This is a genomic window from Pseudomonadales bacterium (assembly GCA_024234435.1).
Lineage (GTDB): Bacteria > Pseudomonadota > Gammaproteobacteria > Pseudomonadales > Porticoccaceae > JACKOF01.
In genome coordinates, this window is record JACKOF010000002.1 from 432,801 (window position 1) to 458,025 (window position 25,225).

The 25,225-nt window shown below is 50.2% G+C and carries 21 protein-coding genes; 12 read left to right on the plus strand and 9 right to left on the minus strand.

All coding sequences use genetic code 11. From position 1 onward, the window contains the following. Positions 1-46 precede the first annotated feature (46 nt). Genes H7A02_12010 through H7A02_12025 form a run of 4 tightly spaced genes read left to right on the plus strand, consistent with a single transcriptional unit; the run spans position 47 to position 3,288 of the window. Positions 47-1,117: a COX15/CtaA family protein gene (locus H7A02_12010; GenBank protein MCP5172978.1), complete on the plus strand. Its 1,071-nt coding sequence runs from the start codon at positions 47-49 to the stop codon at positions 1,115-1,117. Next, positions 1,114-2,019 carry a protoheme IX farnesyltransferase gene (locus H7A02_12015; protein ID MCP5172979.1) on the plus strand — a complete coding sequence of 302 codons (906 nt, stop codon included), beginning with the start codon at positions 1,114-1,116 and terminating at the stop codon, positions 2,017-2,019. The genes H7A02_12010 and H7A02_12015 overlap by 4 nt, the downstream gene beginning before the upstream one ends. Positions 2,020-2,043: 24 nt before the next feature. Beyond that, the gene (locus H7A02_12020; protein ID MCP5172980.1) at positions 2,044-2,727 is read left to right on the plus strand and encodes an SCO family protein; all 684 of its coding nucleotides are present in this window, start codon (positions 2,044-2,046) and stop codon (positions 2,725-2,727) included. Positions 2,728-2,784: 57 nt separating this feature from the next. Continuing rightward, entirely contained in the window at positions 2,785-3,288 is a 504-nt protein-coding gene (locus H7A02_12025; protein MCP5172981.1) for a DUF2721 domain-containing protein, read from the plus strand. 30 nt (positions 3,289-3,318) lie between these two features. Here the strand turns inward: H7A02_12025 and znuB are convergent, their stop codons facing one another. The 3 genes from znuB to H7A02_12040 are packed head-to-tail and all read right to left on the minus strand — an operon-like array spanning position 3,319 to position 5,397. Further along, positions 3,319-4,107, minus strand: coding sequence for a zinc ABC transporter permease subunit ZnuB (gene znuB, locus H7A02_12030; protein MCP5172982.1), 789 nt, complete (start codon positions 4,105-4,107; stop codon positions 3,319-3,321). Beyond that, a complete protein-coding gene (znuC, locus tag H7A02_12035; protein ID MCP5172983.1) occupies positions 4,107-4,910 on the minus strand; it encodes a zinc ABC transporter ATP-binding protein ZnuC in 804 nt (267 codons plus the stop codon). Before znuC ends, znuB begins: the two co-directional genes overlap by 1 nt. Next, positions 4,882-5,397 (minus strand): transcriptional repressor, encoded by a 516-nt coding sequence (locus H7A02_12040; GenBank protein ID MCP5172984.1) that lies wholly within the window; start codon positions 5,395-5,397, stop codon positions 4,882-4,884. The genes znuC and H7A02_12040 overlap by 29 nt, the downstream gene beginning before the upstream one ends. Positions 5,398-5,558: 161 nt before the next feature. On the opposite strand from H7A02_12040, the gene H7A02_12045 reads away from it, so the two are divergent. Both H7A02_12045 and polA read left to right on the plus strand, forming a co-directional pair. Next, positions 5,559-6,473, plus strand: a complete 915-nt coding sequence (locus H7A02_12045) for a zinc ABC transporter substrate-binding protein (GenBank protein MCP5172985.1) — start codon at positions 5,559-5,561, stop codon at positions 6,471-6,473. Positions 6,474-6,562: 89 nt separating this feature from the next. After that, positions 6,563-9,289: a DNA polymerase I gene (gene polA / locus H7A02_12050; GenBank protein MCP5172986.1), complete on the plus strand. Its 2,727-nt coding sequence runs from the start codon at positions 6,563-6,565 to the stop codon at positions 9,287-9,289. 221 nt (positions 9,290-9,510) lie between these two features. On the opposite strand, the gene H7A02_12055 is transcribed toward polA, so the two are convergent. Continuing rightward, positions 9,511-10,179 (minus strand): YihA family ribosome biogenesis GTP-binding protein, encoded by a 669-nt coding sequence (locus H7A02_12055; protein MCP5172987.1) that lies wholly within the window; start codon positions 10,177-10,179, stop codon positions 9,511-9,513. A gap of 72 nt (positions 10,180-10,251) precedes the next feature. Between H7A02_12055 and H7A02_12060 the strand changes: the two genes are divergently transcribed. From H7A02_12060 to H7A02_12075, 4 genes are all read left to right on the plus strand, one after another. Beyond that, entirely contained in the window at positions 10,252-10,890 is a 639-nt protein-coding gene (locus H7A02_12060) for a cytochrome c4 (GenBank protein MCP5172988.1), read from the plus strand. Positions 10,891-11,097: 207 nt separating this feature from the next. Further along, complete coding sequence (locus H7A02_12065) at positions 11,098-11,739, plus strand: thiol:disulfide interchange protein DsbA/DsbL (GenBank protein ID MCP5172989.1); 642 nt, start codon at positions 11,098-11,100, stop codon at positions 11,737-11,739. 148 nt (positions 11,740-11,887) lie between these two features. After that, entirely contained in the window at positions 11,888-13,000 is a 1,113-nt protein-coding gene (locus tag H7A02_12070; protein ID MCP5172990.1) for a phosphoserine transaminase, read from the plus strand. A gap of 3 nt (positions 13,001-13,003) precedes the next feature. Further along, positions 13,004-14,173, plus strand: a complete 1,170-nt coding sequence (locus tag H7A02_12075) for a phosphoglycerate dehydrogenase (GenBank protein ID MCP5172991.1) — start codon at positions 13,004-13,006, stop codon at positions 14,171-14,173. 84 nt (positions 14,174-14,257) lie between these two features. Here the strand turns inward: H7A02_12075 and H7A02_12080 are convergent, their stop codons facing one another. The 3 genes from H7A02_12080 to H7A02_12090 form a co-directional block, all read right to left on the minus strand. After that, complete coding sequence (locus H7A02_12080) at positions 14,258-16,912, minus strand: response regulator (protein ID MCP5172992.1); 2,655 nt, start codon at positions 16,910-16,912, stop codon at positions 14,258-14,260. Positions 16,913-16,928: 16 nt separating this feature from the next. Continuing rightward, positions 16,929-17,918, minus strand: coding sequence for a hypothetical protein (locus H7A02_12085; protein MCP5172993.1), 990 nt, complete (start codon positions 17,916-17,918; stop codon positions 16,929-16,931). 72 nt (positions 17,919-17,990) lie between these two features. Next, a complete protein-coding gene (locus H7A02_12090) occupies positions 17,991-20,087 on the minus strand; it encodes a TonB-dependent receptor (protein MCP5172994.1) in 2,097 nt (698 codons plus the stop codon). Between the two features lie 160 nt (positions 20,088-20,247). Here H7A02_12090 and pdxH point away from each other — a divergent pair, with 160 nt between their 5' ends. Beyond that, positions 20,248-20,883 carry a pyridoxamine 5'-phosphate oxidase gene (gene pdxH, locus H7A02_12095; protein MCP5172995.1) on the plus strand — a complete coding sequence of 212 codons (636 nt, stop codon included), beginning with the start codon at positions 20,248-20,250 and terminating at the stop codon, positions 20,881-20,883. Between the two features lie 119 nt (positions 20,884-21,002). Here pdxH and rho read toward each other — a convergent pair whose 3' ends face one another. Together rho and trxA are read right to left on the minus strand one after the other, a co-directional pair. Then, the gene (gene rho, locus H7A02_12100; protein ID MCP5172996.1) at positions 21,003-22,262 is read right to left on the minus strand and encodes a transcription termination factor Rho; all 1,260 of its coding nucleotides are present in this window, start codon (positions 22,260-22,262) and stop codon (positions 21,003-21,005) included. Positions 22,263-22,506: 244 nt separating this feature from the next. Beyond that, positions 22,507-22,833 carry a thioredoxin TrxA gene (gene trxA / locus H7A02_12105; GenBank protein ID MCP5172997.1) on the minus strand — a complete coding sequence of 109 codons (327 nt, stop codon included), beginning with the start codon at positions 22,831-22,833 and terminating at the stop codon, positions 22,507-22,509. Between the two features lie 217 nt (positions 22,834-23,050). Here trxA and lpdA point away from each other — a divergent pair, with 217 nt between their 5' ends. After that, on the plus strand, positions 23,051-25,174 hold the full coding sequence (lpdA, locus tag H7A02_12110) for a dihydrolipoyl dehydrogenase (protein MCP5172998.1): 2,124 nt from the start codon (positions 23,051-23,053) through the stop codon (positions 25,172-25,174). Positions 25,175-25,225: the final 51 nt, after the last annotated feature.

A 25,225-nucleotide genomic window follows, 5' to 3' on the forward strand; every position in this document is an offset into this window, starting at 1 on the left:
AGTGCTTTTCACTGACCTTTTTTCATGAGTATGGTTTTAGCAAAATATGTCTTTTAAAACTGATTCTCCGCGACGCTTGCCGGGGTACAAACTGGCTCTTTTTGCCACTGCTTTTGCTGTGGCTGTGGTTGTGTTGGGTGCATTTACCCGATTGGTGGATGCCGGACTAGGTTGTCCTGACTGGCCTGGTTGCTACGGCCATCTGGCGTGGCCGAATGATTCCTCTGAGATTGCCCGAGCCGAGCAGTTGTTTCCCGATGCTCCGGTCGAGACGCATAAAACCTGGCCCGAAATGGTACACAGATATTTTGCCGGAACCCTGGGTCTATTAATTGTTGGGTTGACATTTCTGGCCTGGAAGAACCGGGAGGAGGAAGGCTATCCTTTCCGGTTGCCGATTCTCCTGTTGTTCCTTGTTGTCTGGCAGGCTTTGTTTGGCATGTGGACGGTAACACTAAAATTGTGGCCACAGATCGTCACCTTGCATCTATTAGGCGGGTTTACCACTTTTGCCCTACTTTGGTTGCTTGCTGTGCGGCTGGATAACCACCGCTGGCGTGTATCAGCCAGTGCATTGATGAAAATACAAAGCATAAAACCCTGGGTAATTGGCGGTATCGTGGTTCTGGTATTGCAAATTCTGCTGGGGGGGTGGACAACCTCAAACTACGCCGCATTTGCCTGTCCTGATTTGCCTGCCTGTCAGGGGCAGTGGTTGCCGGAAATGGATTTTGCGGAAGGCTTCAATGTGTTTCAGACCATCGGGCCCAACTACCTGGGTGGTCTGATGGAGAGCGAGGCGCGAGTTGCCATTCATTTCACGCACAGAGTGGGTGCTATTGTGACGACAATATACATACTGGGGCTGTGCAGTGCCCTGTTGAGGATTGACGCACCTTCAATAAAAAAGGTGGTGTTTCTGGTTGCGGGGTTGCTGGCGCTGCAAATTTGTCTTGGTATCAGTAATATCCTGTTGATGGTGCCGCTGGTGATAGCGGTGGCTCACAATGCTGTTGGTGCCTTTTTGTTACTATCCTTGGTGCTGCTGGCCACTCGGTTGTGGATGGCTCAGCCAGAATCCGGAACAACGCCAGCCGATGAGGAGGTCGCTGCATGAGTGAAACCGATATGGCGCTGAAGGCAACATGGGGGGACTATCTTGAGCTGACCAAGCCAAGTGTTGTTGCGCTGATGATCCTGACTTCTGTTATAGGTATGTTGTTGGCTGTTCCCGGTTTGGTGCCACTTGATGTATTGCTATTTGGAAATCTGGGAATAGCCCTTTGCGCCGGGGGTGCGGCAGCGGTTAATCATCTGGTTGATCGGCAGATAGATCTTAAAATGGCCCGGACGTTTAATCGCCCCGTGGCAAAAGGTCGTGTTGCTCCCGGTAATGCCTTGGCGTTTGCCCTGTTTCTAGGCGTCACTGGTATGGTTGTTCTGCTGGTGTTTATCAATGCACTGACGGCTTGGTTAACCCTCGCTTCATTGTTGGGGTATGCCGTGGTTTACACGTTGTTTCTGAAGCGTGCGACACCGCAGAATATTGTTATTGGTGGCCTTGCCGGAGCAGCGCCACCCTTGTTGGGCTGGACGGCTGTTACTGGGGAGATACATGGACACGCCCTGCTGCTGGTGCTGATTATCTTTGCCTGGACCCCGCCACATTTCTGGGCGCTTGCGGTCCATCGTCGTGATGAATATGCCAAGGCAAATGTGCCCATGTTGCCGGTAACACATGGAATCAAGTACACCAAACTGCACATTCTCCTCTATACCCTTATTTTACTGGCCATCAGTCTGCTGCCCTTTGTCGTTGGTATGAGCGGCTGGTTATATTTGCTGGGCGCAGCCGTACTGGATGCCGGTTTTCTTTACTGGGCGGTGGTGTTAATGATCGGGAAAAACCCGAATGCCGGTATGGCTACCTTTAAGTACTCGATTACCTATTTAATGGTGTTGTTTGTGGTGATGCTGCTGGATCATTATCTGGTAACACCGACAGCCTTTGTGTTCTAGTTAATCTGCCAGATCGGTCATTTTATGTCGAATATAGAATCATCAAAAAACCCGGCGGCTGCAGGGGTGCGCTATACCGTTATCGCTATTCTGGTGGTGGTGCTGGTTATTCTGCTGGGATTTATGAACAAGTTATCCAAACCCAGGGTATTAAATGAACACGAGTTGCGTGCATACGGCGCTTACCTGCTGTCCACCCCCAGAAAGGTTAGCCCTTTCAAATTAACTGATCACCGAGGGCATCCGTTTACGGATGAACAGTTGCAGGGGAAATGGACAATGATCTTCTTCGGATTTACCCATTGTCCGGATATCTGCCCCACAACGTTGGCAGTACTCTCCAAAATGTATCAGGAGCTGGACAGCGACGAAATGGCCGATTTGCAGGTTGTGATGGTTTCTCTTGATCCAGAGCGGGATTCCCTGGAGAAGCTGGCTCAGTATGTGCCCTACTTCCATCAAGATTTTCTGGGTGTCGCCGCTGATAAATATGTGCTTCTCAAATTGGCAACCGAGCTCAATGTTGCCTATACCAAAGCACCCTTGACTGGCGCGTCAGTACAGGCAGATGACTATACCATCGATCATAGCGGGAATATTATTCTGATGAACCCCAAAGGCCATTTCCATGGCTATTTGCGACCACCTTTTGAGCATGGCAGTATGCGTGTGGCTTGGCGCTCTATAAGGGAAACCTTTCCGGATTAGTGTTAACCGGCGCTGGTATCGACTGTTATTTTTTATAGGCAATGGTAAGCGGCAAAGATGAACACAACGATTACAGCGGCAGACCTGGCAATTATCATTCAACTGGCCGTTGCGCCGGTTTTCCTGCTGGCCGGAATTGCCGGATTTCTGGGTGTGCTTTCAGGACGACTGGGGCGAATTATTGATCGTGCCCGGGTGCTGGAGCGGGATCTATTGACTATCTCGGCCAGTGATGAAGCTACCTGGTTAAAGAAAGAGTTACGGGTGATATGGCGACGGGTCAAAATTATTCATTGGTCGATAGCGCTCTGTACAACTTCCGCCCTGCTCGTCTGTGTGCTGATTGTCTGCCTGTTTGCTGGCCGGTTCATGGCGATCAACCTCGCGCCTGTGGTGGTCGCACTGTTTGTGTTGGGGTTGTCGTTACTGATAGTTGCCCTGTTGCTGTTTTTGAATGAAGTTCGCCTGTCTACAAGAACCCTGAGGCTGGGGGGTGAGTTTATTTCCGGAGCTGGTGAAGCCGGTGTGAGCAGAGTAAATACAGCGCCGCGAACTGATTGACAAAGGATGGTGCGTTGGAGAGTCCGGGCGTTAGATCTGGTCGGCCTTTTTTGCCAGCGAGGTTAAAAACATCAGACCGGCACAAAGCACGATGGATGGACCGGTTGGCGTATCCAGAAACCAGGAGACGGATAGCCCCAGGCAGACCGCAAGGCAACCCGTCAGGCTGGCAATGAGTGCCATCTGTTCGGGGGTTTGTGCGAAGCGTCGTGCGGTCGCGGCTGGTATAACCAGTAGTGCCGTGATTAGCAAAACCCCTACCACCTTCATGGCGATGGCTATCACCAGCGCCACAATCAGCATCAGCGCTGTGCGTACAGCGTCGACCGGAACACCTTCGACCCGGGCCAGCTCTTCGTGGACAGTGATCGAGAGCAACGGGCGCCAAAGCTTTATCAATAGGCCTATGGCAATCGCGCCAGCCACATAGATAGCAATGATATCGGAAACAGTAACACTCAACAGGTCACCAAATAAAAGGCTGATCAAATCCACCTGTATGTTCGGCATAAAGGCGATGGTGACAAGTCCCAGCGCCAGTGATGTGTGAGAGAGAATGCCGAGCAAGGTGTCTGAGGCCAGTGTTTGTTGTCTCTGGAGGTAGACGAGGACCAGTGCCAGCAACAGGCAGGCGACGATGACCACCAGTGTGGGGTCGATGGAAAGCAATAAAGCCAAAGCAATGCCAAGCAGTGATGAGTGGGCCAGCGTGTCGCCAAAATAAGCCATGCGGCGCCACACAACAAAGGCGCCGAGAGGCCCGGCAACGACGGCGACGCCGAGTCCGGCCAGCAATGCCGAGACAACAACTTCAATCATCAGTTTTGCTCTCCGTGCGGGTCGTTATCATCGCCCCTGCCCTTTTCATTGTGTTGGCAGACAACATTGCCGCGTAAATCATGTTTGTGGTCGTGATCATGCTGATAAAATGCAGTTTTTGCGCCGAAAATCTCCAAAAATGCCGGGCTTGTGGTCACCTGCTCCGGGCTGCCGTGACAGCAGATATGCTGGTTGAGACAGACAACCTCGTCGGTAGCTGACATGACCAGATGAAGATCATGTGAAACCATTAATACCGCGCAGCCAAGGCTATCTCTGAGCTTGGCAATCAGGTGATAAAGTGCCTCCTGTCCAATGACATCGACACCCTGCACAGGTTCATCCAGTACCAGAAGGTCGGGCTTGCAAAGAATGGCTCGAGCTAACAATGCCCGTTGCATTTCCCCTCCCGATACGGATTGCAGTGGCGAATTTGAAAGATGCTCAATGCCAACCTGTTGTAGTGCGTGAGCACATCGGATTTTGTCTGGCTCTGCCAATTGAAGAAAGCGCAGAACGGTGAGAGGAAGTGTAAGATCAATATGCAGCTTTTGTGGCATATAGCCGATTTTAAGCGCATTTTTTCTAAAAATTACCCCGGAAGATGGTTTTTCAAGCCCAAGAACAATGCGGGCCAGCGTGGTTTTACCGGCTCCATTGGGGCCTATCAGGGTAATGATCTGGCCCGTATATATCGACAGGCTAACCGAGTCGATAGCCACTTTGCTGCGGTATTGCTTGCCAACATTGTCCAGTTTGATCAATAGTTCGCCGTTACTCAATGCCGGGGTCTCCGTCAGCATCAGGTGTTGATTGACATTGCGGGCACAAGCCGACGATTTCAAGGGATTGTGATTCCAGCTGAAAGTTGGCTTTTTTCGCGGTTGCCGCTATGACATTATTGACGCCTTCGGCACTGCATTCTGCGGCTCCTCCACAGCGGCGGCAGATTAGAAACAGGTCGCTGTGATCGCTGCCGGGGAAAGGGCAGCCAATATAGGCATTGAGAGAAGCTATGCGGTGGATCAGCCTCAAATCGCTGAGGAATTCCAGCGCGCGGTAGATCGTTGGTGCGAGCACGCGTCGCTGATCAGTTGCGTTGAGTTGTTCCTGTATCGTGTAGGCCCCGAGGGGTTGATGGCTTTGCCATATCACTCTGAGTACATCTTTGCGTATAGGTGTCAGGCGAGCCTCTTTTGCATGACAAAGCGCCTCGGCTTTATGGATGGCGGCATCGATACAGCGCTGGTGGTCGTGTGAATGATAGGCAACGCGGGAGTTGGTAATCATTGGTTGCTCCAGAAGTATAATGTTATCTTATAGCATTTGTGGTCAATGAACAATTAGCCCTCCTTGTCTTTGGGCTTTCCGAGTTCGACGATCATGTGATTTTTTAGAAAAGATATAATATATCATCGCTTTAAAAGTAATATATGATATAACATACCAATATGAAGCTTCCTTTATTTAACAGTCGATTTGCTGCGACGCTACTCACGCTTTTCCTTAGTCTGCCTGCGATGGGTGGCGATGAGAAAGTGGTGGTGTTGGCCTCTATTCACCCGCTGGCAATGATCGTGGATGCGGTGGCAGGCGATATGGTCGAGGTTCAAACGTTGCTGCCAGCCAACATATCCCCGCACACCTATCGCATGAATTTTTCAGATCGTCAGAAAATTGCGGATGCCGATCTTGTGTTGTGGGTTGGCCCCGAAATGGAGGCAGTGCTTCGCAAATCTCTTTTAGCTCGTGATCAATCTGCTGTCATCCAATCGGGTGAGATTGATGGCATTCATTGGCCGGGTACTGATATAAAGCCTGCGGACGAGCATGGGCATGGGCATGAGCGGGATCCACATTTGTGGTTGAATCCGGATAATGCGCTGTTGATAGCCCAACAGGTGGAGCGGTGGCTGGTGAAGCGCTTTCCGGACAAAGAAAAGCCGCTGGCAGACAATTTGCGTCGTTTTAACGCCGAAGTGGAAAAATTTATTCAGCACAGCCGCCAGCAGACTCACGAAATTCAAGGCATCGGGTTTATTGTGCTGCACGATGCCTATCAGCAACTGGTTGAGTTTTACCAGCTTAAACAACGGGGCGTCATCCGCTTGAGTAGCGGGGCAGAAAAAGGGCTGAAGCATCGAGCAGAGTTACTGCGCGACAAAGGTCAGATTCGTTGCGTGTTTTCTGAGCCGCAGTTTCCCGACAGCCAGGTGAATCAGCTGGCTCAGTCACTGAATGCACAGGTTGCTGAATTAGACCCGATGGGGCGACAGTTTGCAGTGCGTATCGAGTCGGGAGAGTACAGTTACTTGCTGTTTATGCAGGCTATAATTGACAGCTTGACGGGCTGCCTTAAAGATTAGTGCGGCTAAATCAGGTAGCTGGAACGTTCAGTCAAACAGTAAACAAAATCAGGTGAAATCTGGCCTGGTGAGATATGGAAGGTAACCAAATGACATCTCAAGCGCCACTGGTTTTAGTGGATGGATCATCCTATTTGTACCGTGCCTTCCATGCCATGTATAAGGCGGACCTGCGCAATTCGGCGGGAGAGCCAACTGGCGCAATCCGGGGCGTTACCAGCATGTTGCGTCGCCTGATAACGGATTACCCCGAAAGCACAATTGCTGTTGTTTTTGATGCGAAAGGCAAGACCTTCCGCGATGAGATCTATGCTGAATACAAGGCGCATCGGCCACCCATGCCTGATGATTTGAGAAGTCAGGTAGCGCCGGTCCACGACATTATTCGCGCCATGGGAATGCCGCTGCTTATTGAAGAGGGGGTGGAGGCTGATGATGTCATCGGCACACTGGCAAAAGAAGCAGAGGGAAAGGGTTGTCCTGTTGTCATATCTACCGGCGACAAGGATATGGCGCAGTTAGTAAGTGATCACATCACACTGGTTAACACGATGACCGAAACGGTGCTGGACCCATCGGGGGTTGAGATGAAATTCGGGGTTCCTCCAGCGTTGATAATTGACTATCTGGCGTTAATTGGTGACAAGTCGGACAATATTCCCGGTGTGCCAGGCGTGGGGGAAAAAAGTGCGCTGGCCATGTTGCAAGGGCTGGGTGGCTTGAATGAGATATTTGGCAATCTGGAAAAAGTTCGGGCGCTGGATTTTCGGGGCGCCAAGAAGATGCCGGAAAAGATTGCTGAACACAAGGATCAGGCATATCTGTCATATGAGCTGGCCACAATTAAGCTCGATGTGCCTCTTAACGAATCCATCGAAGATTTGAAAAACGCAGAGGCTAATAAACCCGCGTTGCTGGAACTGTTCAGGCGCTATGAATTTAAAAGCTGGACAGAAGAGCTGCAGGCAGAAATGGCGGGAGGAGAGCAGCCAAAGATCGTTAAAAGAGACAGTCGTTATCAGATAGTTCTCGGTAAAGAGGAGCTAAAAAACTGGCTGATAAAGCTTAAGCAGGCGCCGGTCTTTGCTTTTGATACAGAAACAACAAGCCTGGATTATATGCAGGCGCAGCTGGTCGGTGTTTCTTTTGCTGTTGAGGCGCATGAAGCTGCGTATGTTCCTTTCGGGCACGATTATCTGGGTGCTCCGGAGCAGCTCAATAAAGACTGGGTGCTGGAACAGCTGAAGCCGCTGCTTGAAGCCCCTGATATTGCCAAGCTGGGGCAGAATCTTAAATATGACATGAGTGTGCTGGCGCGCCACGGAATAGATTTGCGGGGTGCAGCGTTTGATACCATGCTGGAGTCCTATGTGGTGAATGCGGTTGGCGGTCGACATGATATGGATAGTCTGGCCACGCGATTTCTGGGCGAAGAAACGATCCATTTTGAAGACATTGCAGGCAAGGGCGCCGGACAGCTGACTTTTAATCAGATAGCGCTCGATGAGGCCGGGCCCTATGCTGCTGAGGATGCTGATATTACGCTGCGTCTGCATCAGCATCTGTGGCCGAAAGTACAGAAGGAAGCAGGGCTCCAGTCTGTCTTTGAGACAATTGAAATGCCGTTGATGCCGGTGCTTTCCCGGGTTGAGCGCAACGGCGCAATGGTGGATGCCAGTTTGCTGGGGCAGCAAAGTCAGGAGCTGGGGGCCAGGATCAACGAACTTGAGCGCGAGGCTTATGATCTGGCGGGAGAAGAATTCAATTTGTCCTCCCCCAAGCAGCTTGGGCATATTATGTTCGAGAAGCTCGGTATTCCGGTGTTAAAAAAGACGGCAAAAGGGGCAGCCTCTACCAAGGAAGAAGTGCTGCAGGAGCTGGCGCTTGATTACCCGCTGCCAAAGGTGCTGCTTGAGCACCGCAGTCTGGCAAAATTGAAGTCCACCTATACAGATAAGTTGCCGACGATGATTAATCCGGCAACAGGAAGGATTCATACCTCTTATCACCAGGCCGTTACCGCTACGGGGCGGTTGTCATCGTCTGATCCAAATCTGCAGAATATTCCGGTGCGAACAGAGGAAGGTCGGCGTATCCGTCAGGCATTTGTAGCGCCGCAGGGCAGTAAAATAGTGGCCGCTGATTATTCCCAGATTGAACTGCGGATCATGGCTCACCTCTCGCAAGATAAGGGTTTACTGGATGCTTTTGCCAGGGGGCTTGATGTCCACAAAGCTACCGCTGCAGAGGTATTTGATGTAGCGCTTGATGCTGTCACAACGGAGCAGCGCCGCAGCGCCAAGGCTATCAATTTTGGTTTGATCTACGGTATGTCGGCTTTTGGATTGGGCAGGCAGCTTCATATTGGTCGCAATCAGGCACAGCAATACATTGACTTATATTTTGATCGATATCCCGGGGTAAAAGCTTATATGGATAACACTCGGTCAGAAGCTGCTGAAAATGGTTATGTGGAAACCCTGTTTGGACGGAGGCTCTATCTGCCGGAAATCAATGCCAGTAATGGCATGCGTCGACAGGCCGCCGAGCGCACAGCGATTAATGCGCCCATGCAGGGTACCGCGGCAGACATTATCAAGCGGGCAATGATCGCTGTTGATGGCTGGTTGGCGAAAGAAGGGTTGAAATCAATAATTATTATGCAGGTCCATGACGAACTTGTGCTTGAGGTGCCTGAATCAGAGCTGGAAATTGTCACGGAGGGGCTTTCGCAGCGGATGTCAAAAGCAGCCTGTCTGGATGTGGAGTTGGTGGTTGACGTTGGTGTGGGCGCCAATTGGGATCAGGCGCATTGATAGATGCCCGGCAGTGTGCTTGATAAATAAAAATAGATATATAAAACAATGAATTAAGAAGAGAGATTTTTTTTACACTTTTGGTGAACTTTTGCTGAAAGCAAATGACTAATATCGTGTAACAAACATTGTTTCTTTCTCCCCTAGCTTGAATATTCAAGCAACAGCAAAGTAACCCTGGCAACCTCTCCCGTTGGCCAGGGTTTTTTTTGTCTGCAGTCTCAGCGTTCGGGTCCCTGCAGCCAGAGATTTAGCACATTCTCAAGTTCGGGCAAGCCCGTTTTTTTCAGTGACGAAAATGTCTGTAGAGAGATATGAAGATCCATTCCTGCAGATTTCAATTCTTTTTGAACCTTGAAAAGGATGTTTTTTGCTGCACCCTGTTTCATTTTATCGGCTTTGGTGAGCAGGATATGGACTGGCATTCCGGCCTGGGTGCACCAGTTAAGCATCTGACGATCATAGTCCTGAAGCGGATGGCGAATATCCATCAGTAATACCAGCCCGGCCAGTGATTGCCTGCCCTGCAAGTAGCCAGCCAGATTTTTATCCCATTTCTGTTTCATGGCTTTGGGCACTTTTGCAAAGCCGTAGCCGGGCAGATCAACCAGACGACAGCTTTCGGTCAGTGTGAAGAAATTTATCAGTTGGGTGCGCCCTGGTGTTTTACTGGTGCGAGCGGTTTTTTTGTTGTTAGTCAGTGCATTGATAGCACTGGATTTGCCCGCATTGGAGCGCCCGGCAAATGCGACTTCCCGGCCTGAGTCTTCAGGGCATTCCGTAAGAGACGGGGCGCTGCAGAGGTATTGTGCTTTGCTAAACAGGAGGTTGTTCAAATTATTCTTCCGAGTATTTGGTGGGCTCTTAAGATCCCCACAGGAATGATATATAATGCGCCGCTTGAACAGCGGCTGCCCGTACCAGAGTAGCCATTTTAACGGACAGAGAGAGTGGAATCACCCATGAAAAAAATGGTTCAGACAATTGTGGTCATGTTGGGCTTTGTTTTAGCTTCTTCAGCGGCTATTGCTGCTGGTGATGCCAGTGCGGGGCAAGCCAAATCAGCAATGTGTGCCGGGTGCCACGGGGCAGACGGTAATAGTCTGGTGCCAAATTTTCCCAAGCTTGCCGGTCAGGGCGAAAAATACCTGATCAAGCAAATGCAGGACATTCAGTCGGGTGCCCGGAGTGTACCGGAGATGACCGGTATGCTAACGGCCTCTTCTGATCAGGATATTGCTGATCTGGCGGCGTATTTTGCCAGCAAGCCAGCGCAACTGGCGGGTGCGAAGGAAGCCAGGCTTGAGCAGGGCGAACGGGTATATCGAGGCGGAAATCTGAGCACAGGCGTTCCGGCTTGTACCGGCTGTCACTCACCCTCCGGTGAAGGTAATGCTCCTGCCGGTTTTCCTGCGCTGAGTGGTCAATTTGCGGCCTATACTGCCAAGCAGTTGAGAGCCTTTCGAACAGCTGCTCACGATGCTGAAGACCCTGCAGGGCGTTCTAACGATGGCGATGCGCGTATTATGCGTGATGTGGCGGCCAATATGAGCGATGTGGAAATCGATGCCGTAGCAAACTACATTGCGGGGCTTCATTGATTTTTGCGCGGTGAAAAATAAAGGGCGGCTTAAGCCGCCTTTTTTGTCCCGTAGTTTCCGGAAGAGAATTTTTGGAGACCATAATTGATTGAAGAACCCGGAAAAGCATCTGTTGTCGTACTATGGCGTTAATGTGCCGATCAGGTTCAGGTGAAGTACCGGTTGGTTTTGAATGTGAAACGGAAAGAGATAACCCAGGAGAGTAAAATGCAACGCTTGATAAACCTGTTTTTCTTTATGGTACTGTTGCTGCCGGTTGCTGCCTGCCAAGCAGAGCCGGAAGTGGCGTATAAGGCGGGAGAGCATTACGAAGTGTTGCCACAGCCGGTGGCGACAATTGACCCCGGCAAAATAGAAGTGGCGGAGGTGTTCTGGTATGGCTGCAGCCACTGTTTTCATTTTGAGTCCATAGTGGAACCCTGGAAGAAAAGCCTGCCTGAAGATGTCAACTTTGTCGGTGTGCCTGCAGTGTGGGCGCCAGTTATGGAGCTGCATGCAAAAGCCTATTACACGGCCAGGGCCTTGAAAGTGCTCGATAAAATGCACATCCCTATTTTTGAAGCCATGAATTTGAAAAAGAAAAAGCTGCAAAGTGAAGATGAAATTGCTGCACTGTTTGTCGATCAAGGCGTGTCGTCTGACAAATTCACCAAGGTGTTCAATTCATGGGGTATCAGTCAACAGGTTAAAATTGCACAGTCGAAGCAGCGTGGTTACCGCACACAGGGAACACCGGAATTGGTTGTGAATGGCAAATACCGTATTTCTACCAGAGCTGGTGGCCAGCAGGAGATGCTGAAGATTGCTGAATTTCTTATTGAGCATGAGCGTCAGCAAGGCAGAAACTGATTTTGAGATAAACCAATTTATCCGGGGCAGAAGTGATCCGGTTCTGTAGCGAAATAAAGTGCAGAAACACCTTTGCCCCTGACGCCAAACACCTTTAAAATTGCGCCTCTTTTCAATTCCCCGTTTGTAAAATAAGCAAAGGTACGCTATGAAGCCGTCTTCCAAGCCGGTCAATCCGAATTTTTCTTCCGGACCCTGCAGTAAACGACCCGGATATAACGTTAATAACCTGAAGCTCGATGTATTGGGCCGCTCTCATCGATCTGCGCCAGGTAAGGCTACGCTGCTGCGAGTCTGTGAAGAGACCGCCAGTGTGCTGGGCTTGCCAGAAGGGTACAAGGTTGGTGTTGTACCAGCATCTGATACGGGCGCTGTGGAAATGGCACTCTGGTCTTTGCTGGGGGCACGCCCGGTGGATGTGTTTTCCTGGGAGTCATTTGGTCAGGGCTGGCTGAGTGATATTACCAAGCAGCTGAAGCTTGAGAAAGTGAATGGTTATAACGCTGACTACGGGCAACTGCCAGACTTGACCAAGGCAAATCCCGAGCATGACATTGTGTTTACCTGGAATGGCACGACTTCAGGCGTGAAAGTGCCTGACGGCGACTGGATCAGTGATCAGCGCACCGGTTTGACCATTTGCGATGCGACCTCAGCAGTATTTGCGATGGCTATGCCCTGGGAAAAACTCGATGTTGTGACATTCAGCTGGCAGAAAGTGCTTGGTGGTGAAGGTGCTCACGGCATGCTTATTTTGAGTCCCCGAGCCGTTGAGCGGCTGGAAAGTTATACCCCGCCCTGGCCATTGCCGAAAATTTTCCGCTTGACCAAAGGAGGAAAGCTGATTGACGGTGTTTTCCGGGGAGAGACGATTAATACACCTTCAATGCTGTGTGTTGCCGATTATCTGGATGCACTTGATTGGGTAAAACAGATGGGTGGAGTAGATGGCACCATCGCTCGCGCGGAGTCCAATTTACAGGTGATCGAGAATTTTGTTGCCGAACGAGACTGGATTCAGTTTTTGGCAAGCGATAAAGCGACTCGCTCCAATACCAGTGTTTGCCTGAGCATGAATTTGAATGCAGATCAGGTGAAGCAGGTTGTGAAGCTGCTTGATTCGGAGGCCGTTGCTTACGATATAGGTGCTTACCGTGACGCCCCGGCCGGATTGAGAATCTGGTGTGGTGCAACTGTTGAAAAAACAGATCTGGAATTACTGATGCCCTGGATTGAGTGGGCCTACCTCGAGGTGAAATAAACGATGTTTAAAGTACGAACCTACAATCAGATATCAAACAAAGGGCTGGACCGTTTTCCACCTGAAAAGTATGAGGTTGCCAGTGAGATTCCGCAGCCGGATGCTTTCATGCTGCGTAGCCAGAAATTGCATGATGAGCCGGTGCCGGAGACGGTTGTGGCTGTTGGTCGGGCAGGTGCCGGTGTTAACAATATCCCGGTGGCGGCATACAGTGAGAAAGGTATTGTGGTATTCAATGCTCCGGGCGCGAATGCCAACGCGGTAAAAGAGTTGGTGGCAGCGGCATTACTACTGTCGTCCCGTGACATTTTTGGCGGTATGAATTACGTCCAGAGTCTGAAGGAAATGGATGATGCGGGCGAAATGTCGAAATTGCTGGAAAAACAGAAAAAACAGTTTGCTGGCGGCGAAATCAGCGGGAAAACCCTGGGTGTTGTTGGTCTTGGTGCTATAGGGTCAATGGTGGCTAATATGGCTCTCGAACTGGGCATGAACGTTGCCGGTTATGATCCGGCAATCTCTGTTGAGGCTGCTTGGCGATTATCCAGCCGCGTGCAGAAAATGGAAAATCTGCAAAGCCTGCTGGCAGTCTCTGATTTTGTGACTGTTCATGTGCCTGCCATTCCGCAAACACAGGGGCTGATTAATACGGAAACGCTTAGACATTTTAAACCAACGGCGAAGTTGTTGAATTTTGCTCGGGAAGAGATTGTTGATACTAAGGCAATAGTTACGGCCCTGGACAGCAAAGCAATCGCCGGTTATATCTCGGATTTCCCTACACCGGAGCTGCTGGGCCGAGAAGATGTGCTGCTGATGCCACATATCGGCGCGAGTACAGAAGAGGCCGAGGAAAACTGTGCCATCATGGTGGCTGATCAGCTGATGGACTATCTTGAAAACGGTAATATCCGCAATTCGGTTAATTTTCCGCCAACCAGAATGGCTCGCAACGGTGGTTTCCGAATTACTTTTTGCAATCAGAATGTGCCGAAAGTTCTGGGTAACGTGTTAACGCTGTTAGCGGACCGCAATATCAATGTTATTGATATGGTTAACAAGAGTCGCGATGATGTTGCGTATAACATTATTGATATTGCCAGTGAGCCGACGGAAAGCCTGCTGGCTGAAATTGCCGATGTTGATGGCGTTGTGAGGGTTCGCGCAGTATAGCAACCTGGTGGTCTGGTAATATGAGGGCGGCTTCAGCCGCCCTTTTCTGGTTGTGGGGTGGATAATCCGGGGCCGGGTGGTTTGTCAGGCTGTCTGCCGGGACAGAACTCTGGTCTCCGCCTCAACGATACCTAATAGCCGTTGGATTTCATCACTGCTTCCTCCCTTGATGGCGGAGTGCAGTGCCCTTGCTTTTTCGTCGAGTGATTCCAGCTTGAATACGCCGGCAACACCGGCTAACTGATGAGCAATCTCTTTCATTTGATCGTGGTCTTCACTATCAAATGCCAGCCTTATTTCAGTCAGCAGCCGGGTAATCTCGCTATAGAACATTTCGGCAGAAATATCATCCGCTGTCAGTTCGATGTGTGTTCTCATGCCCGTGCTGATGCCCGCACATTTTCGAATGCGCTCAAGCAGGAAATTTTCATTCAAAGGCTTAAAGAGCAAGTCATTGGCTCCGGCATTACGGAGCTCTTCTTCTTCCTGCTGCACAATATCGGCAGTGAGTGCAATGATGGGCGTTGCTGCATTGATACCGCGCCCTTGGCGAATTTGGCGTGTGCACTCGACACCGCTGAGTTCGGGCATATGAACGTCAAATAGCATGACATCAAACTTTTCCTGCTGGCTTGCCTTAACAGCCTCTATACCGTTAGTGGCGAGGGTACATTGACCACCGGATTTACTGATCAGCGTTTCAAGTAACAGCCCGGTAAAGCCATTGTCTTCGGCAACCAGAATATTCAAGCCCTCCAATGGAGGCTCAAACATCTGTTGCGAATGGTAAACAGGAGCTGTGGATTTACGCAGTAGCGCGTTGTACAGGCTTGATAGCGGTGCCGGGTGAGCGATGAACGCGGCAGGTTGCAGTGAAGCGATTTCTTCATCAGTAAATAACTGAGAGAGAGAGATGACAGGTGTTAAAAATATCAGTGGCAGGCGACTTTTCCGGCGAAAATTCAGAACCTGTCCGGGGAAATCAGGGTTTTCAAAACTCACCGATGACAGGTGCAATACAATGGCGTCGAAACCTGTATCAGGAATAGTATGGGGGCTATGAAAATCCTCGCATTCACAGCTAAACCGGCGCAGGGAATGGCAGATGGCTTTCGCCTGGGGTAATAATGAGGCGTAGACGGCGACTTTCTTGTTCAGGGGTTTCCAGTTTTTTTGAACGTTCTGTTTTTTGATTGGCAGGGTGATTCTGAACAATGTTCCGCTGCCGCGCCGACTGTCAACGTCAACACTGCCACCCATCAGGTCGACCAGGTTTTTGACGATTGTGAGCCCAAGTCCGGTGCCGCCGTAGCGTCTTGAAATAGAAGTGTCTGCCTGGGTAAATGCCCGGAAAACTTGCTCGAGCTTATCGCTTTCAATACCAATGCCGGTATCGCGTACGCGGATTTCTATGGTTTCAGGCGAACTGGTATGGTTGGCAAGCTCAATGGCAACAGAACCTTCGCTGGTAAATTTAATAGCGTTGGAAACCAGGTTGTTAATCACCTGGCCTAGGCGGTAGCTATCACCAATGCGGCCAAATTCAACTTCCGGGTCAAAATCGACCAGTAAATCCAGTCCCTTGTTCTGTGCTTCTGTCGCAAAAAGTGCAGCAACACTTTCGATGCATTCGCATAAATCGAAGGAGTGGTTTTCAAGCACAACGGTATTGGATTGTAGTTTGCTGAAAACAAGAATGTCATCAATGAGCACCAACAGCTGGCGTGCGGCCTGGTCGATGATTTTACAATAATGGCGATCAGATTCGTTGGCGGCGGTTTCGTTCAACAACCGAATAAAGCCCTGGATTGCGGTGATGGGGGTGCGTAATTCGTGGCTCATGCGAGCGAGGAATTCGCTTTTTGCCTGGTTTGCAAGCTCGGCATGCTCGCGAGCTGCATCAAGCTCGTGATTCTTGCCCCGTAAATCTTCCAGGGTTGCTTCCAGTTCGGCAGTGGCCTCCTTTATTTGTTGTTGCAGGTTGCGTCGGTTATCGGCGACAGTTTCTGCCAAGCGGTTGATACCTTTTGACAATATTGCCAGTTCGTCCTGGGTCTCAACGCTGGCCCGGACGGCAAAGTTGCCTTTTTCCATTTTGCGCACGGTATCAGTCAATGACCATATGGGGTGAGTAATCGTGCGGCCCAGATAGTAGGAAAGTAGTATGGCAGTGAAAAATCCGACGATGGACAGACTCATTGAGGTTAGCAAAATCTGCTGGTTTCTTGCTTGAACAGGTTTCTGGTCCAGAGTCACCAGCACCCAGCCTATCGGTTTATCAATCGAGTCATCTACAGTATTGCTGTCACCATAATCGAGATAGGTTACACCACTGAGTACTACCGGTCGTTTAACGTAGAGCAGTTGCTCGTTATAAATATCGTTTTCCGGTAATTCATGAAGAGCAACAGAGGGTGTTACAAACGTGCCTGCGGTCACCAGTGGTTTGTGATCTATATCGAGTACTATTGCGCTGGAAACGTAACGCAGTTTACTAATGGAGGTGGCAAGCTCGGTCAGAGCTTCCATGTTGCCAGAGTAAAGCGGGAACTCGGCGGTTTCGGCGAAGTAATCGGTGGTTTCGTTGCCCGTATTGAGTAGTTCGTTGGTGGCGTCCTGTTGGCGGGATTTGATTGTATGGTAGGTCAGCAAAACCGTCACCAGCAGCAACGGAATCAACGTGACCAGTAGAAACCGGCGTTGAATCGATGTCGTGCCTCGGGAGAACGAGAGTCTCATTTTAGCGGTGTCCCATTTATTTGTGCTCCATTGCTTCAAACAGAGAGGTCAGCTCCTGTTCTCCTGGAAGGTGAATTCCCAGGGAGCGGGCAACAGCGGGATTGGCTTTGACGGTGCAGTATTTCGGGTACTGGGGTGCCCAGATAAGCTCGTCGCCATTGTTGATCCAGCGACTGATCAGCTCACCGGTTTGTCTGCCAATGTCTCTGGGTGAAGAAAAGACTGAAGCCAGAGCGCCTGCATCAGTATAGGCTTTGGAAAAACCGATTACCGGAATTTTTTCACTATAACTGAGATAGAGGATCCATTTGGCCACTGACCGATTCAAAATTGCTTGGTCAGGAATTGCTATAAAGAGGTCGCTTGTCGCTACAACGGGTTTAAGGGCGGCGACAGGGTTGTCTTGATTCCCCAGGGTTCTGGTATGAAGATTAAACCCTTGTTGCTGTGCAATTCGGATCAGTTCGTCCAGGTACGATTTTGAGATAGGCCCCAATACTGTACCGATATCCTCGGCTTCTGGTTTGAGTAACCGGCCCAGATTAACGATACGCTGAAGAGGCTGATCCAGATAAACCGCTGAAAAGCGGTTGAGGCGGTCGCTGGGTAAATTCCTGGTAATTTTTTCAAAACTGCTTTTAGGTAAGAAGGTGGTGAGTATGGGGGTATGATTCAAGTTGCTGGCGGCGAATTGGGCCGCGGTTGAGCCAACAGTCACTATTAGTCTGTAGTTTTTGCTTTCCAGCTCTTTTGGTTTTGTATCGCTGATCTGGACAACGTCCAGCTGCGGTGGGTGCTGCAAATTTTCATGAAGTGTTGTCTGCAGCTGTTCGGATGCATCAATGTAGTAGGGTGTTTTCCCCGATAGCAGCACGGCGATGTGTGTATCAGTGGCAGCCAGGCTAAAACAAGCGCCGCACAGCAGCGCTAGGCTACATAGCCATTGAAGCGCAAACATCCGGAGTCTATTTAAGGTAAAGCTATCCATAGCTCTCGCTGTATCCATTTATCCTGCACTCAATTATATCCCATGCTACAGAATTTGCGTTGTAAAGAACCATTATTTTGTCTGAGCTGTTTAAGGCAGCTCAAGTTCAAACCTCAGGTAAACACGGGTTTCAAAGACATTGTTCTGACCGTGTTCGGAGTAGTCTTCGCCGAGATTCTGACCAATAAGTGACAGGCTGCCGTGACTGCGATTGACATTAAAACGGTATTTCAGTTGGGCATCGATACGCGTGAGCTCGTCAATGGAGTTACCGTCGCGCCAGTCAGCCTCACTCATATGGTACGTATTTACACTTGCGGTCAGTTGCTCAGTCAGCTGCTGGCTGACAACCAGGCTGGCTGTGTGGCGGGGGGCACGGTTATTGTGGTCTGATGTTACAACGTTGGTTCCGGTGTTTCTGCTGATGTAAAAGCTGTCCACATCGCGATAACTGTACTGCGCTGCTATCAGCGTTCCCTTTGCCGGGCGGTAGCGTACTTGCCATTCGAAACCGGAGATGTCTGCTTCAAGCCCGTTGGTTCTGGTCGCAAAAAAGTCATCAGGGTCGAGAATATTGATCCCCGGGGGAGCCGGGGCGTGGTGGACTTCCAGTCCATCACGAATCTCTTCCCGGAAAAGGCGTATATCGGTGGTCAGGTCGCCATCCATGAAATAGCCTATATAACCCAGCTCATAACTGGTGAGCTTTTCTTCCTTGATGTCGTCAACACTGCGTCGAATAGCCTGTATCAGCAGGTCTTCAAGAAAATCGGCGTTGAATTCATCCGCCTCTACTAATGAAGGGGAGCGCCGACCGCGAGCAATGCCGATGCGAAACGTATGCTGGGGAGAGAGGTGGTAGTTGAGTGCCGTTCTTGAAGAAAAAATAGTGTCCACCAGATTGTTATCTTCGATCATCACTCCGGTGTTGAATGTCCATTCTGGAGCGATGAGCCATTCGCCATGCCCGAATAAGCGGCGGCTGTTGAGCGTATGTGCATCATTGTCACCAAATAAGCCCGCTGCCTTAACCTCCTCATGCCGGAAGGCGCTGCCCCAGGTTGCACGGAGACTTTCGTTGAGCTGCAGATGATGCTCCAGCTCAATATCGTAGCGTTCGGTTTTGATTTTTTTAAAGCCGAAAACCACCGGTTGGTCGGCAACACCAATGAGCATTGGGACCATTTCTGGTGTAACAGTAAAGCCCAGTCGTTCACTTAACAGGCCGGATGCCAGGCCGAGGTTTTCATAATTTTCCCCCTCAAGCCTATCGTGGTAGACGTGCAGTTGTAATTCGTTGCCTGAAGGGAGCGTATGGTTCCACTTTAATGATTGGTGGCTGGTATCAAACACTGTAGAGGTATATTCGGTCGGGTGGTCCACATCGCCCCAGCCTGGTCTGCTATGGGTGAAACCCAGCTGCAGATCCAGAACATCCTGCAGGTTGGGAGTGTAGATGCCGCGCAGGTTGAGGCTGGTTTGTTCAGTGCCATCTTGCAGTGGGCCATTTTCGCCATCCGGATCATTGGTAACGGTTGGGAAACCGTCATTTCTGCGATAGTGGAGTGCGGTTCGAAAGGCCAGATCTCCCAGTTGATTGTTGTGAATAATACTGCCTTCCCGGGTGTCCTGATCGCCAATAGTGGCGATTAACCTGGTTCCCTTATCCTGAACAGGTGTGCGGGTAATAATATTCACTGCACCCAGAAAGGCATTGGAGCCGTGTGCCGGTACGCTGGAGCCGCGGACAATTTCAATATGATCGACGTCGTTAATGCTCAGTCCCAGAGCTGGCCAGCCAGTGCTGGAGAAAGCCGGGCTATAAATCGAGCGGCCATCCACCATGACTTCGAGGTGATTCGGAAACTCTCGCCCGAATCCATGGTAGGCAATTCCATAGCGGTTGCCGTTTACGGCATAGGCCTGAAAGCCGGGTACCAGGCGAAAGATATCCAACCAGGTCTGAGCGCCGGAGGCTTCGATTAATGCGCGGTCAATAACGGTAGTGCTGGCGGGAGTCTTATCCAGTGATTGGGACATCCGCGAAGCTACAGAAACGATGGGAATATCACCGAATACATCCTGTTCGGTAATAAATTTGCTGTTGTCACCGTTTGCCACTGAAATCATTATCGTGGTGACTAGTATCGGAGTAATCGAGTTTTTTAATGTCAGTGTCTGCAGCATGATTCAGTTGCCTTGGGCGGAAATGATCTCTCATCTACCATTCTATTTATCTCTAGCAGGATTACCAAGTTTAAAGAGGCGTAAACAGTTGAGAAGAAAGGATTTGTAACGATTTTGCTAACAGGTCAGTGGTAATATAGTGATACAGGAGAGGATAGTCATGTCGCTAGAAGATCATCGTCGCGAATATCAATATGGCAAGTTGAGCCGGTCGTTGTTAAATGACGACCCTTTTAAGCAGTTTCAGTTATGGATGGATCAGGCGGTAGCGTCTGATGTTTTGGACCCGACTGCCATGATATTGGCAACAGTCGCACCGGATGGCAAACCCTGGCAACGGACCGTTCTGTTAAAGGGGTTTAGCGAACAGGGTTTTGTGTTTTACACCAATTACGGCAGTAGAAAAGCGCTTGATATTGCTGGCAATGCGCAGGTCAGCTTGTTGTTTCCCTGGTTGTCGCTGGACAGGCAGGTGACCATTGGCGGTCGTGCTGAGAAACTTTCCGTTAGTCAGTCACTGGGTTATTTCGTCAAGCGACCCCGAGACAGTCAGCTGGCGGTATGGACCTCCAGGCAGAGCCAGCAACTGTCGTCGCGGCAAATGCTGGAATCGCAATTTGCAAAAATGAAGGAGAAATTTGCCAAAGGTGATATCCCGCTACCGGATTTTTGGGGGGGCTACCGTATCGTGCCGGAGGAGATACAATTTTGGCAAGGTGGTGAAAACCGGTTGCACGACAGGTTTCAGTATTTGCGTGGGGAGCAGGGCTGGCAAATTTCCCGCTTGGCTCCGTAGGGTAGGAGCTGCTTTTGTCTGGTATTGCCTGCTCCGGAACCAACATTAACAGGTTAGCGGCCAAAGAACGCAAACCCCGGCTTTTTAGCCGGGGTTTTTTATGTGGGCATGTTGCCGGATTATTTCCGTTTCATGGATTGGAAAAACTCATCATTGGCCTTGGTGACCTTGAGTTTGTCAATCAGGAACTCAATGGCGTCACTGTCGTCCATGCCGTGGAGCAGTTTGCGCAGAATCCACACTCGTTGCAGTTCGTCTTCAGCCATCAGTAGATCCTCACGGCGAGTACCTGAACGGCGCACATTGATAGCAGGGTACACGCGTTTTTCGGCAACCTTGCGGTCCAGGTGCAGTTCCATATTACCGGTGCCTTTAAACTCCTCGTAAATGACCTCGTCCATTTTTGATCCGGTTTCCACCAATGCAGTGGCAATAATGGTGAGGCTGCCCCCTTGCTCAATGTTTCTGGCGGCGCCAAAGAATCGTTTTGGGCGCTCCAGCGCGTGAGCATCCACACCACCGGTCAATACTTTCCCGGATGATGGTTGCACAGTATTGTAAGCGCGTGCCAGCCGGGTAATGGAATCCAGCAGGATCACGACATCTTTTTTGTGCTCAACGAGCCGCTTGGCTTTTTCAATCACCATTTCGGCCACTTGAACGTGGCGCGAGGGGGGCTCATCAAAGGTTGATGCAACCACTTCTCCGCGCACCGAACGCTGCATTTCAGTTACTTCTTCCGGGCGCTCGTCAATCAGCAGCACAATGATGTGGCAGTCCGGATTGTTGCGCACAATGGATTGGGCAATGTGCTGCATCATAATGGTCTTGCCGGCTTTTGGTGGCGCTACGATAAGGCCGCGCTGACCTTTGCCGATGGGTGCCAGAAGATCAATGATGCGGCCTGTCAGGTCTTCGGTGGAGCCATTCCCTGCTTCCAGAATCATTCGTTCATCGGGGAACAGTGGTGTGAGGTTTTCAAAGAGAATTTTGTTGCGAGCATTTTCAGGTTTATCGTAGTTGATTTCGTCAACTTTGAGCATCGCAAAATAGCGCTCACCGTCTTTGGGTGGTCGGATTTTCCCCGAAATGCTGTCGCCAGTGCGCAGATTAAAACGTCGAATCTGGCTGGGGGAGACATAAATGTCGTCAGGACCCGCCAGGTAGGAGCTGTCTGCAGAGCGAAGAAAACCAAAACCGTCTGGAAGAATTTCCAGTACACCGTCGCCATAAATATCCTCACCACTTTTGGCGTGACGCTTAAGAATGGAGAAGATAATGTCTTGTTTGCGGGAGCGGGCCAGATTGTCGAGGCCTATTTCTTCGGCGATTTTGAGCAGCTCGCCAATAGGTTTGGTTTTCAGATCAGTTAGGTTCATAAAAATGGACATATTGTTTTTGTGAATGGGAGGAAATCAGATTGATTGTTGCTCTCGGCTCGCCTGGTCAGGTCGGCAGGGATTGAATACGTGCGCAGGGCGTCTTTGCAAAAAAAATGGTTAATTGGTTTTAAATTATTGGAAAGAAGTCTTGCGGATGGCTTGCAGTATAGCTCGAGTTTTAAAAATGACAACTACATCTGTGCAGTATCAGGCGACGGTTGCCCGTCGCCGTTTCATATACTTATAAAGAACTGTCAATAAATTCGATCAGTTGGGTTTTTGACAGCGCACCAACTTTGGTTGAATCCACGGCGCCGTCTTTAAATGTAATCAGCGTCGGGATGCCGCGAACATTGTATTTGGCGGCAACTTCCCGGTTGTTGTCTACGTCAATCTTGCAGATTTTAACCTTGCCTGCGTACTCTTCAGCCAGCTCGTCCAGCAGCGGTGCAATCATTTTACAGGGGCCGCACCAGGTTGCCCAGAAATCAACCAATACGGGAATATCGGAAGCCAGTACGTCGGTATCAAAACTCGAATCAGTGACGTGAACGATGTTGTCGCTCATAGAAATTCTCCAGCTTGGGGGTAGCAGTTTGCTATCAGTTTCAGTACGAAAGGTTTTGTATCGTGTAAGTGTGGCATCATAACATTCGTTTTTGTGTGCAACAAATCGAATCGCTGGATTATATGGAGGCGTTATCAGTTATGGATACTGAACCGAATAGTCTAAAACGGTTCTAAGCGAGAATAAAAGGGAATGACATTGCTTGTCCGGAGAAACAATGGCTACAAAAAAAATAATACTGCTCGTCCTTGTGATAGCGCTACTATTCGGTTTTTTTCTGCTTGATGCTAGGCAATATTTAACACCACAGTTTTTTCGTGAGCTTTATCAGCAAGAACCCGTCTTGACGGCACTGCTTTTCTTTTTTATCTATATTGCCGTTACGGGCTTGTCTTTGCCGGGAGCGGCATTGCTGACCTTGGTTGGTGGCGCTATATTTGGTCTCTGGACAGGTTTTTTGCTGGTGTCATTTGCCAGCACTATCGGCGCGACACTGGCGTTCTTGATGGCCAGATTTTTCTTGCGTGACTGGGTGCAAAAAAAGTTCGCAAGGCATCTGGGGGCCGTTAACCGGGGTATTGAAAAAGATGGCGCATTTTACCTGTTCTCCCTGCGCCTGATTCCCGTGATTCCATTTTTTGCAATCAATCTGGTGATGGGATTAACGCCGATAAGAGTGGTGACTTTCTATCTGGTTAGCCAGTTGGGTATGGTGGCAGGCACGTTGGTTTACGTGAATGCCGGAGCAGAACTGGGGGCGGTGGAGGTGTTCTCCGCTGCGGGTATTTTGACACCGGGCCTGTTGTTCTCTTTTGTCTTGTTGGCCGCTTTCCCTTTTATTGCCCGAACGTTGCTTGAGGCATTTCAGCGGCGGCGCGTTTATCAAGGTCACAATAGGCCTGCCAAATTTGATACCAATATGGTGGTGATCGGGGCCGGTAGTGCCGGGCTGGTGTCGGCTTACATCGCAGCGGCAGTGAAGGCCAAAGTAACGCTGATTGAAAAACACAAAATGGGCGGCGACTGCCTGAATACCGGTTGTGTTCCGAGTAAAGCGTTGATTCGGGCAGCGAAGTCTGTCAAAGAAATCAGAATGGCAAACCAGTTCGGTATCAACGTTGGTGAGCCAGAGGTGGACTTTGCCAGGGTGATGGCGCGTGTTCACGAGGTCATAGCGAAGATCGAGCCTCACGATTCGGTTGAACGTTATACGGCTCTTGGTGTGGATTGCCTTGCCGGAGAAGCAAGGATTTCCTCTCCCTGGCGGGTGGAGGTAGATGGTAAAAGTATCAATACCCGCAATATTGTTGTGGCTACCGGCGCCAGACCTTTTGTGCCGCCAATACCTGGATTACAGGATATGGATTATTTAACCTCTGATAATCTGTGGAGCTTGAAAGAGTTGCCGAATCGACTGCTGGTGATGGGGGGTGGCCCCATTGGTTGTGAATTGGCGCAGGCGTTTAATCGACTGGGTTCAGCGGTAACCTTGGTCGATATGATGCCGCGGCTATTGCCGCGGGAAGACGAGGATGTTTCCGGGTTTATCCAACAGCAGTTTGTTGAAGAAGGTATTGACGTGCTGGTAAACCACGTCTCTGTGGGCTTTGAATATCAGGCTGGCGACAGTGTGGCGATACTGGAAAGTGCTACTGGCGATGCTCGGCGTATTGTTTTTGACAAGGTGCTGGTGGCAGTGGGCAGGCGTGCCAATACGGAAGGTCTGGGGTTGGAGGCAATCGGTGTGGAGTTAAATCCGAATGGTACGGTGGTAGTGGACGACTATCTGCGAACCCAATACCCCAATATTGTTGCCTGCGGTGATGTGGCAGGGCCTTATCAGTTTACCCATACGGCTGCACATCAGGCCTGGTATGCAGCAGTCAATACCTTGTTCAGTGGCTTGAAAAAATTCCGTGTCGATTATTCGGTGATTCCCTGGGTAACCTTTACGGATCCCGAAGTTGCGCGAGTTGGGTTAAACGAAACAGAAGCCCGGGAACGGGGCCTGGAATATGAGGTAACCCGCTACGAGATAAGCGATCTCGACAGGGCTATTGCCGACAATACGGCGAAAGGGTTTGTCAAAGTGATGACGGTAAAGGGTAAAGACAAAGTGCTGGGTGCCACCATTGTGGGTGATCGAGCAGGCGATATGATGACGGAGTTTGTCACCGCCATGAAACAAAACCTGGGGCTGAACAAAATTCTGGGTACTATTCACGCTTATCCTTCTATCAGCGAGGCAAATAAATTTGTTGCCGGAGAGTGGAAGCGCCACCATGCACCGGAGAAGCTGCTCAGTTGGGTGGCAAAATACCATCGCTGGAAACGGGGCTAGTCGCGCAAGGCCATCACTTTATTAGCGCAATAAACAAACAGGATGAATGTA

What these genes read in the sequence shown, in the direction of transcription:
- H7A02_12045 (MCP5172985.1), top strand. Translation starts at nt 5,559, where the DNA reads ATGAAGCTTCCTTTATTTAACAGTCGATTTGCTGCGACGCTACTCACG.
- H7A02_12075 (MCP5172991.1), top strand. Translation starts at nt 13,004, where the DNA reads ATGTTTAAAGTACGAACCTACAATCAGATATCAAACAAAGGGCTGGAC.
- rho (MCP5172996.1), bottom strand. Translation starts at nt 22,262, where the DNA reads ATGAACCTAACTGATCTGAAAACCAAACCTATTGGCGAGCTGCTCAAA.
- lpdA (MCP5172998.1), top strand. Translation starts at nt 23,051, where the DNA reads ATGGCTACAAAAAAAATAATACTGCTCGTCCTTGTGATAGCGCTACTA.
- H7A02_12040 (MCP5172984.1), bottom strand. Translation starts at nt 5,397, where the DNA reads ATGATTACCAACTCCCGCGTTGCCTATCATTCACACGACCACCAGCGC.
- H7A02_12065 (MCP5172989.1), top strand. Translation starts at nt 11,098, where the DNA reads ATGCAACGCTTGATAAACCTGTTTTTCTTTATGGTACTGTTGCTGCCG.
- H7A02_12080 (MCP5172992.1), bottom strand. Translation starts at nt 16,912, where the DNA reads ATGAGACTCTCGTTCTCCCGAGGCACGACATCGATTCAACGCCGGTTT.
- H7A02_12090 (MCP5172994.1), bottom strand. Translation starts at nt 20,087, where the DNA reads ATGCTGCAGACACTGACATTAAAAAACTCGATTACTCCGATACTAGTC.
- H7A02_12020 (MCP5172980.1), top strand. Translation starts at nt 2,044, where the DNA reads ATGTCGAATATAGAATCATCAAAAAACCCGGCGGCTGCAGGGGTGCGC.
- znuC (MCP5172983.1), bottom strand. Translation starts at nt 4,910, where the DNA reads ATGCTGACGGAGACCCCGGCATTGAGTAACGGCGAACTATTGATCAAA.
- H7A02_12060 (MCP5172988.1), top strand. Translation starts at nt 10,252, where the DNA reads ATGAAAAAAATGGTTCAGACAATTGTGGTCATGTTGGGCTTTGTTTTA.
- polA (MCP5172986.1), top strand. Translation starts at nt 6,563, where the DNA reads ATGACATCTCAAGCGCCACTGGTTTTAGTGGATGGATCATCCTATTTG.
- H7A02_12025 (MCP5172981.1), top strand. Translation starts at nt 2,785, where the DNA reads ATGAACACAACGATTACAGCGGCAGACCTGGCAATTATCATTCAACTG.
- trxA (MCP5172997.1), bottom strand. Translation starts at nt 22,833, where the DNA reads ATGAGCGACAACATCGTTCACGTCACTGATTCGAGTTTTGATACCGAC.
- H7A02_12085 (MCP5172993.1), bottom strand. Translation starts at nt 17,918, where the DNA reads ATGGATACAGCGAGAGCTATGGATAGCTTTACCTTAAATAGACTCCGG.
- znuB (MCP5172982.1), bottom strand. Translation starts at nt 4,107, where the DNA reads ATGATTGAAGTTGTTGTCTCGGCATTGCTGGCCGGACTCGGCGTCGCC.
- pdxH (MCP5172995.1), top strand. Translation starts at nt 20,248, where the DNA reads ATGTCGCTAGAAGATCATCGTCGCGAATATCAATATGGCAAGTTGAGC.
- H7A02_12070 (MCP5172990.1), top strand. Translation starts at nt 11,888, where the DNA reads ATGAAGCCGTCTTCCAAGCCGGTCAATCCGAATTTTTCTTCCGGACCC.
- H7A02_12010 (MCP5172978.1), top strand. Translation starts at nt 47, where the DNA reads ATGTCTTTTAAAACTGATTCTCCGCGACGCTTGCCGGGGTACAAACTG.
- H7A02_12015 (MCP5172979.1), top strand. Translation starts at nt 1,114, where the DNA reads ATGAGTGAAACCGATATGGCGCTGAAGGCAACATGGGGGGACTATCTT.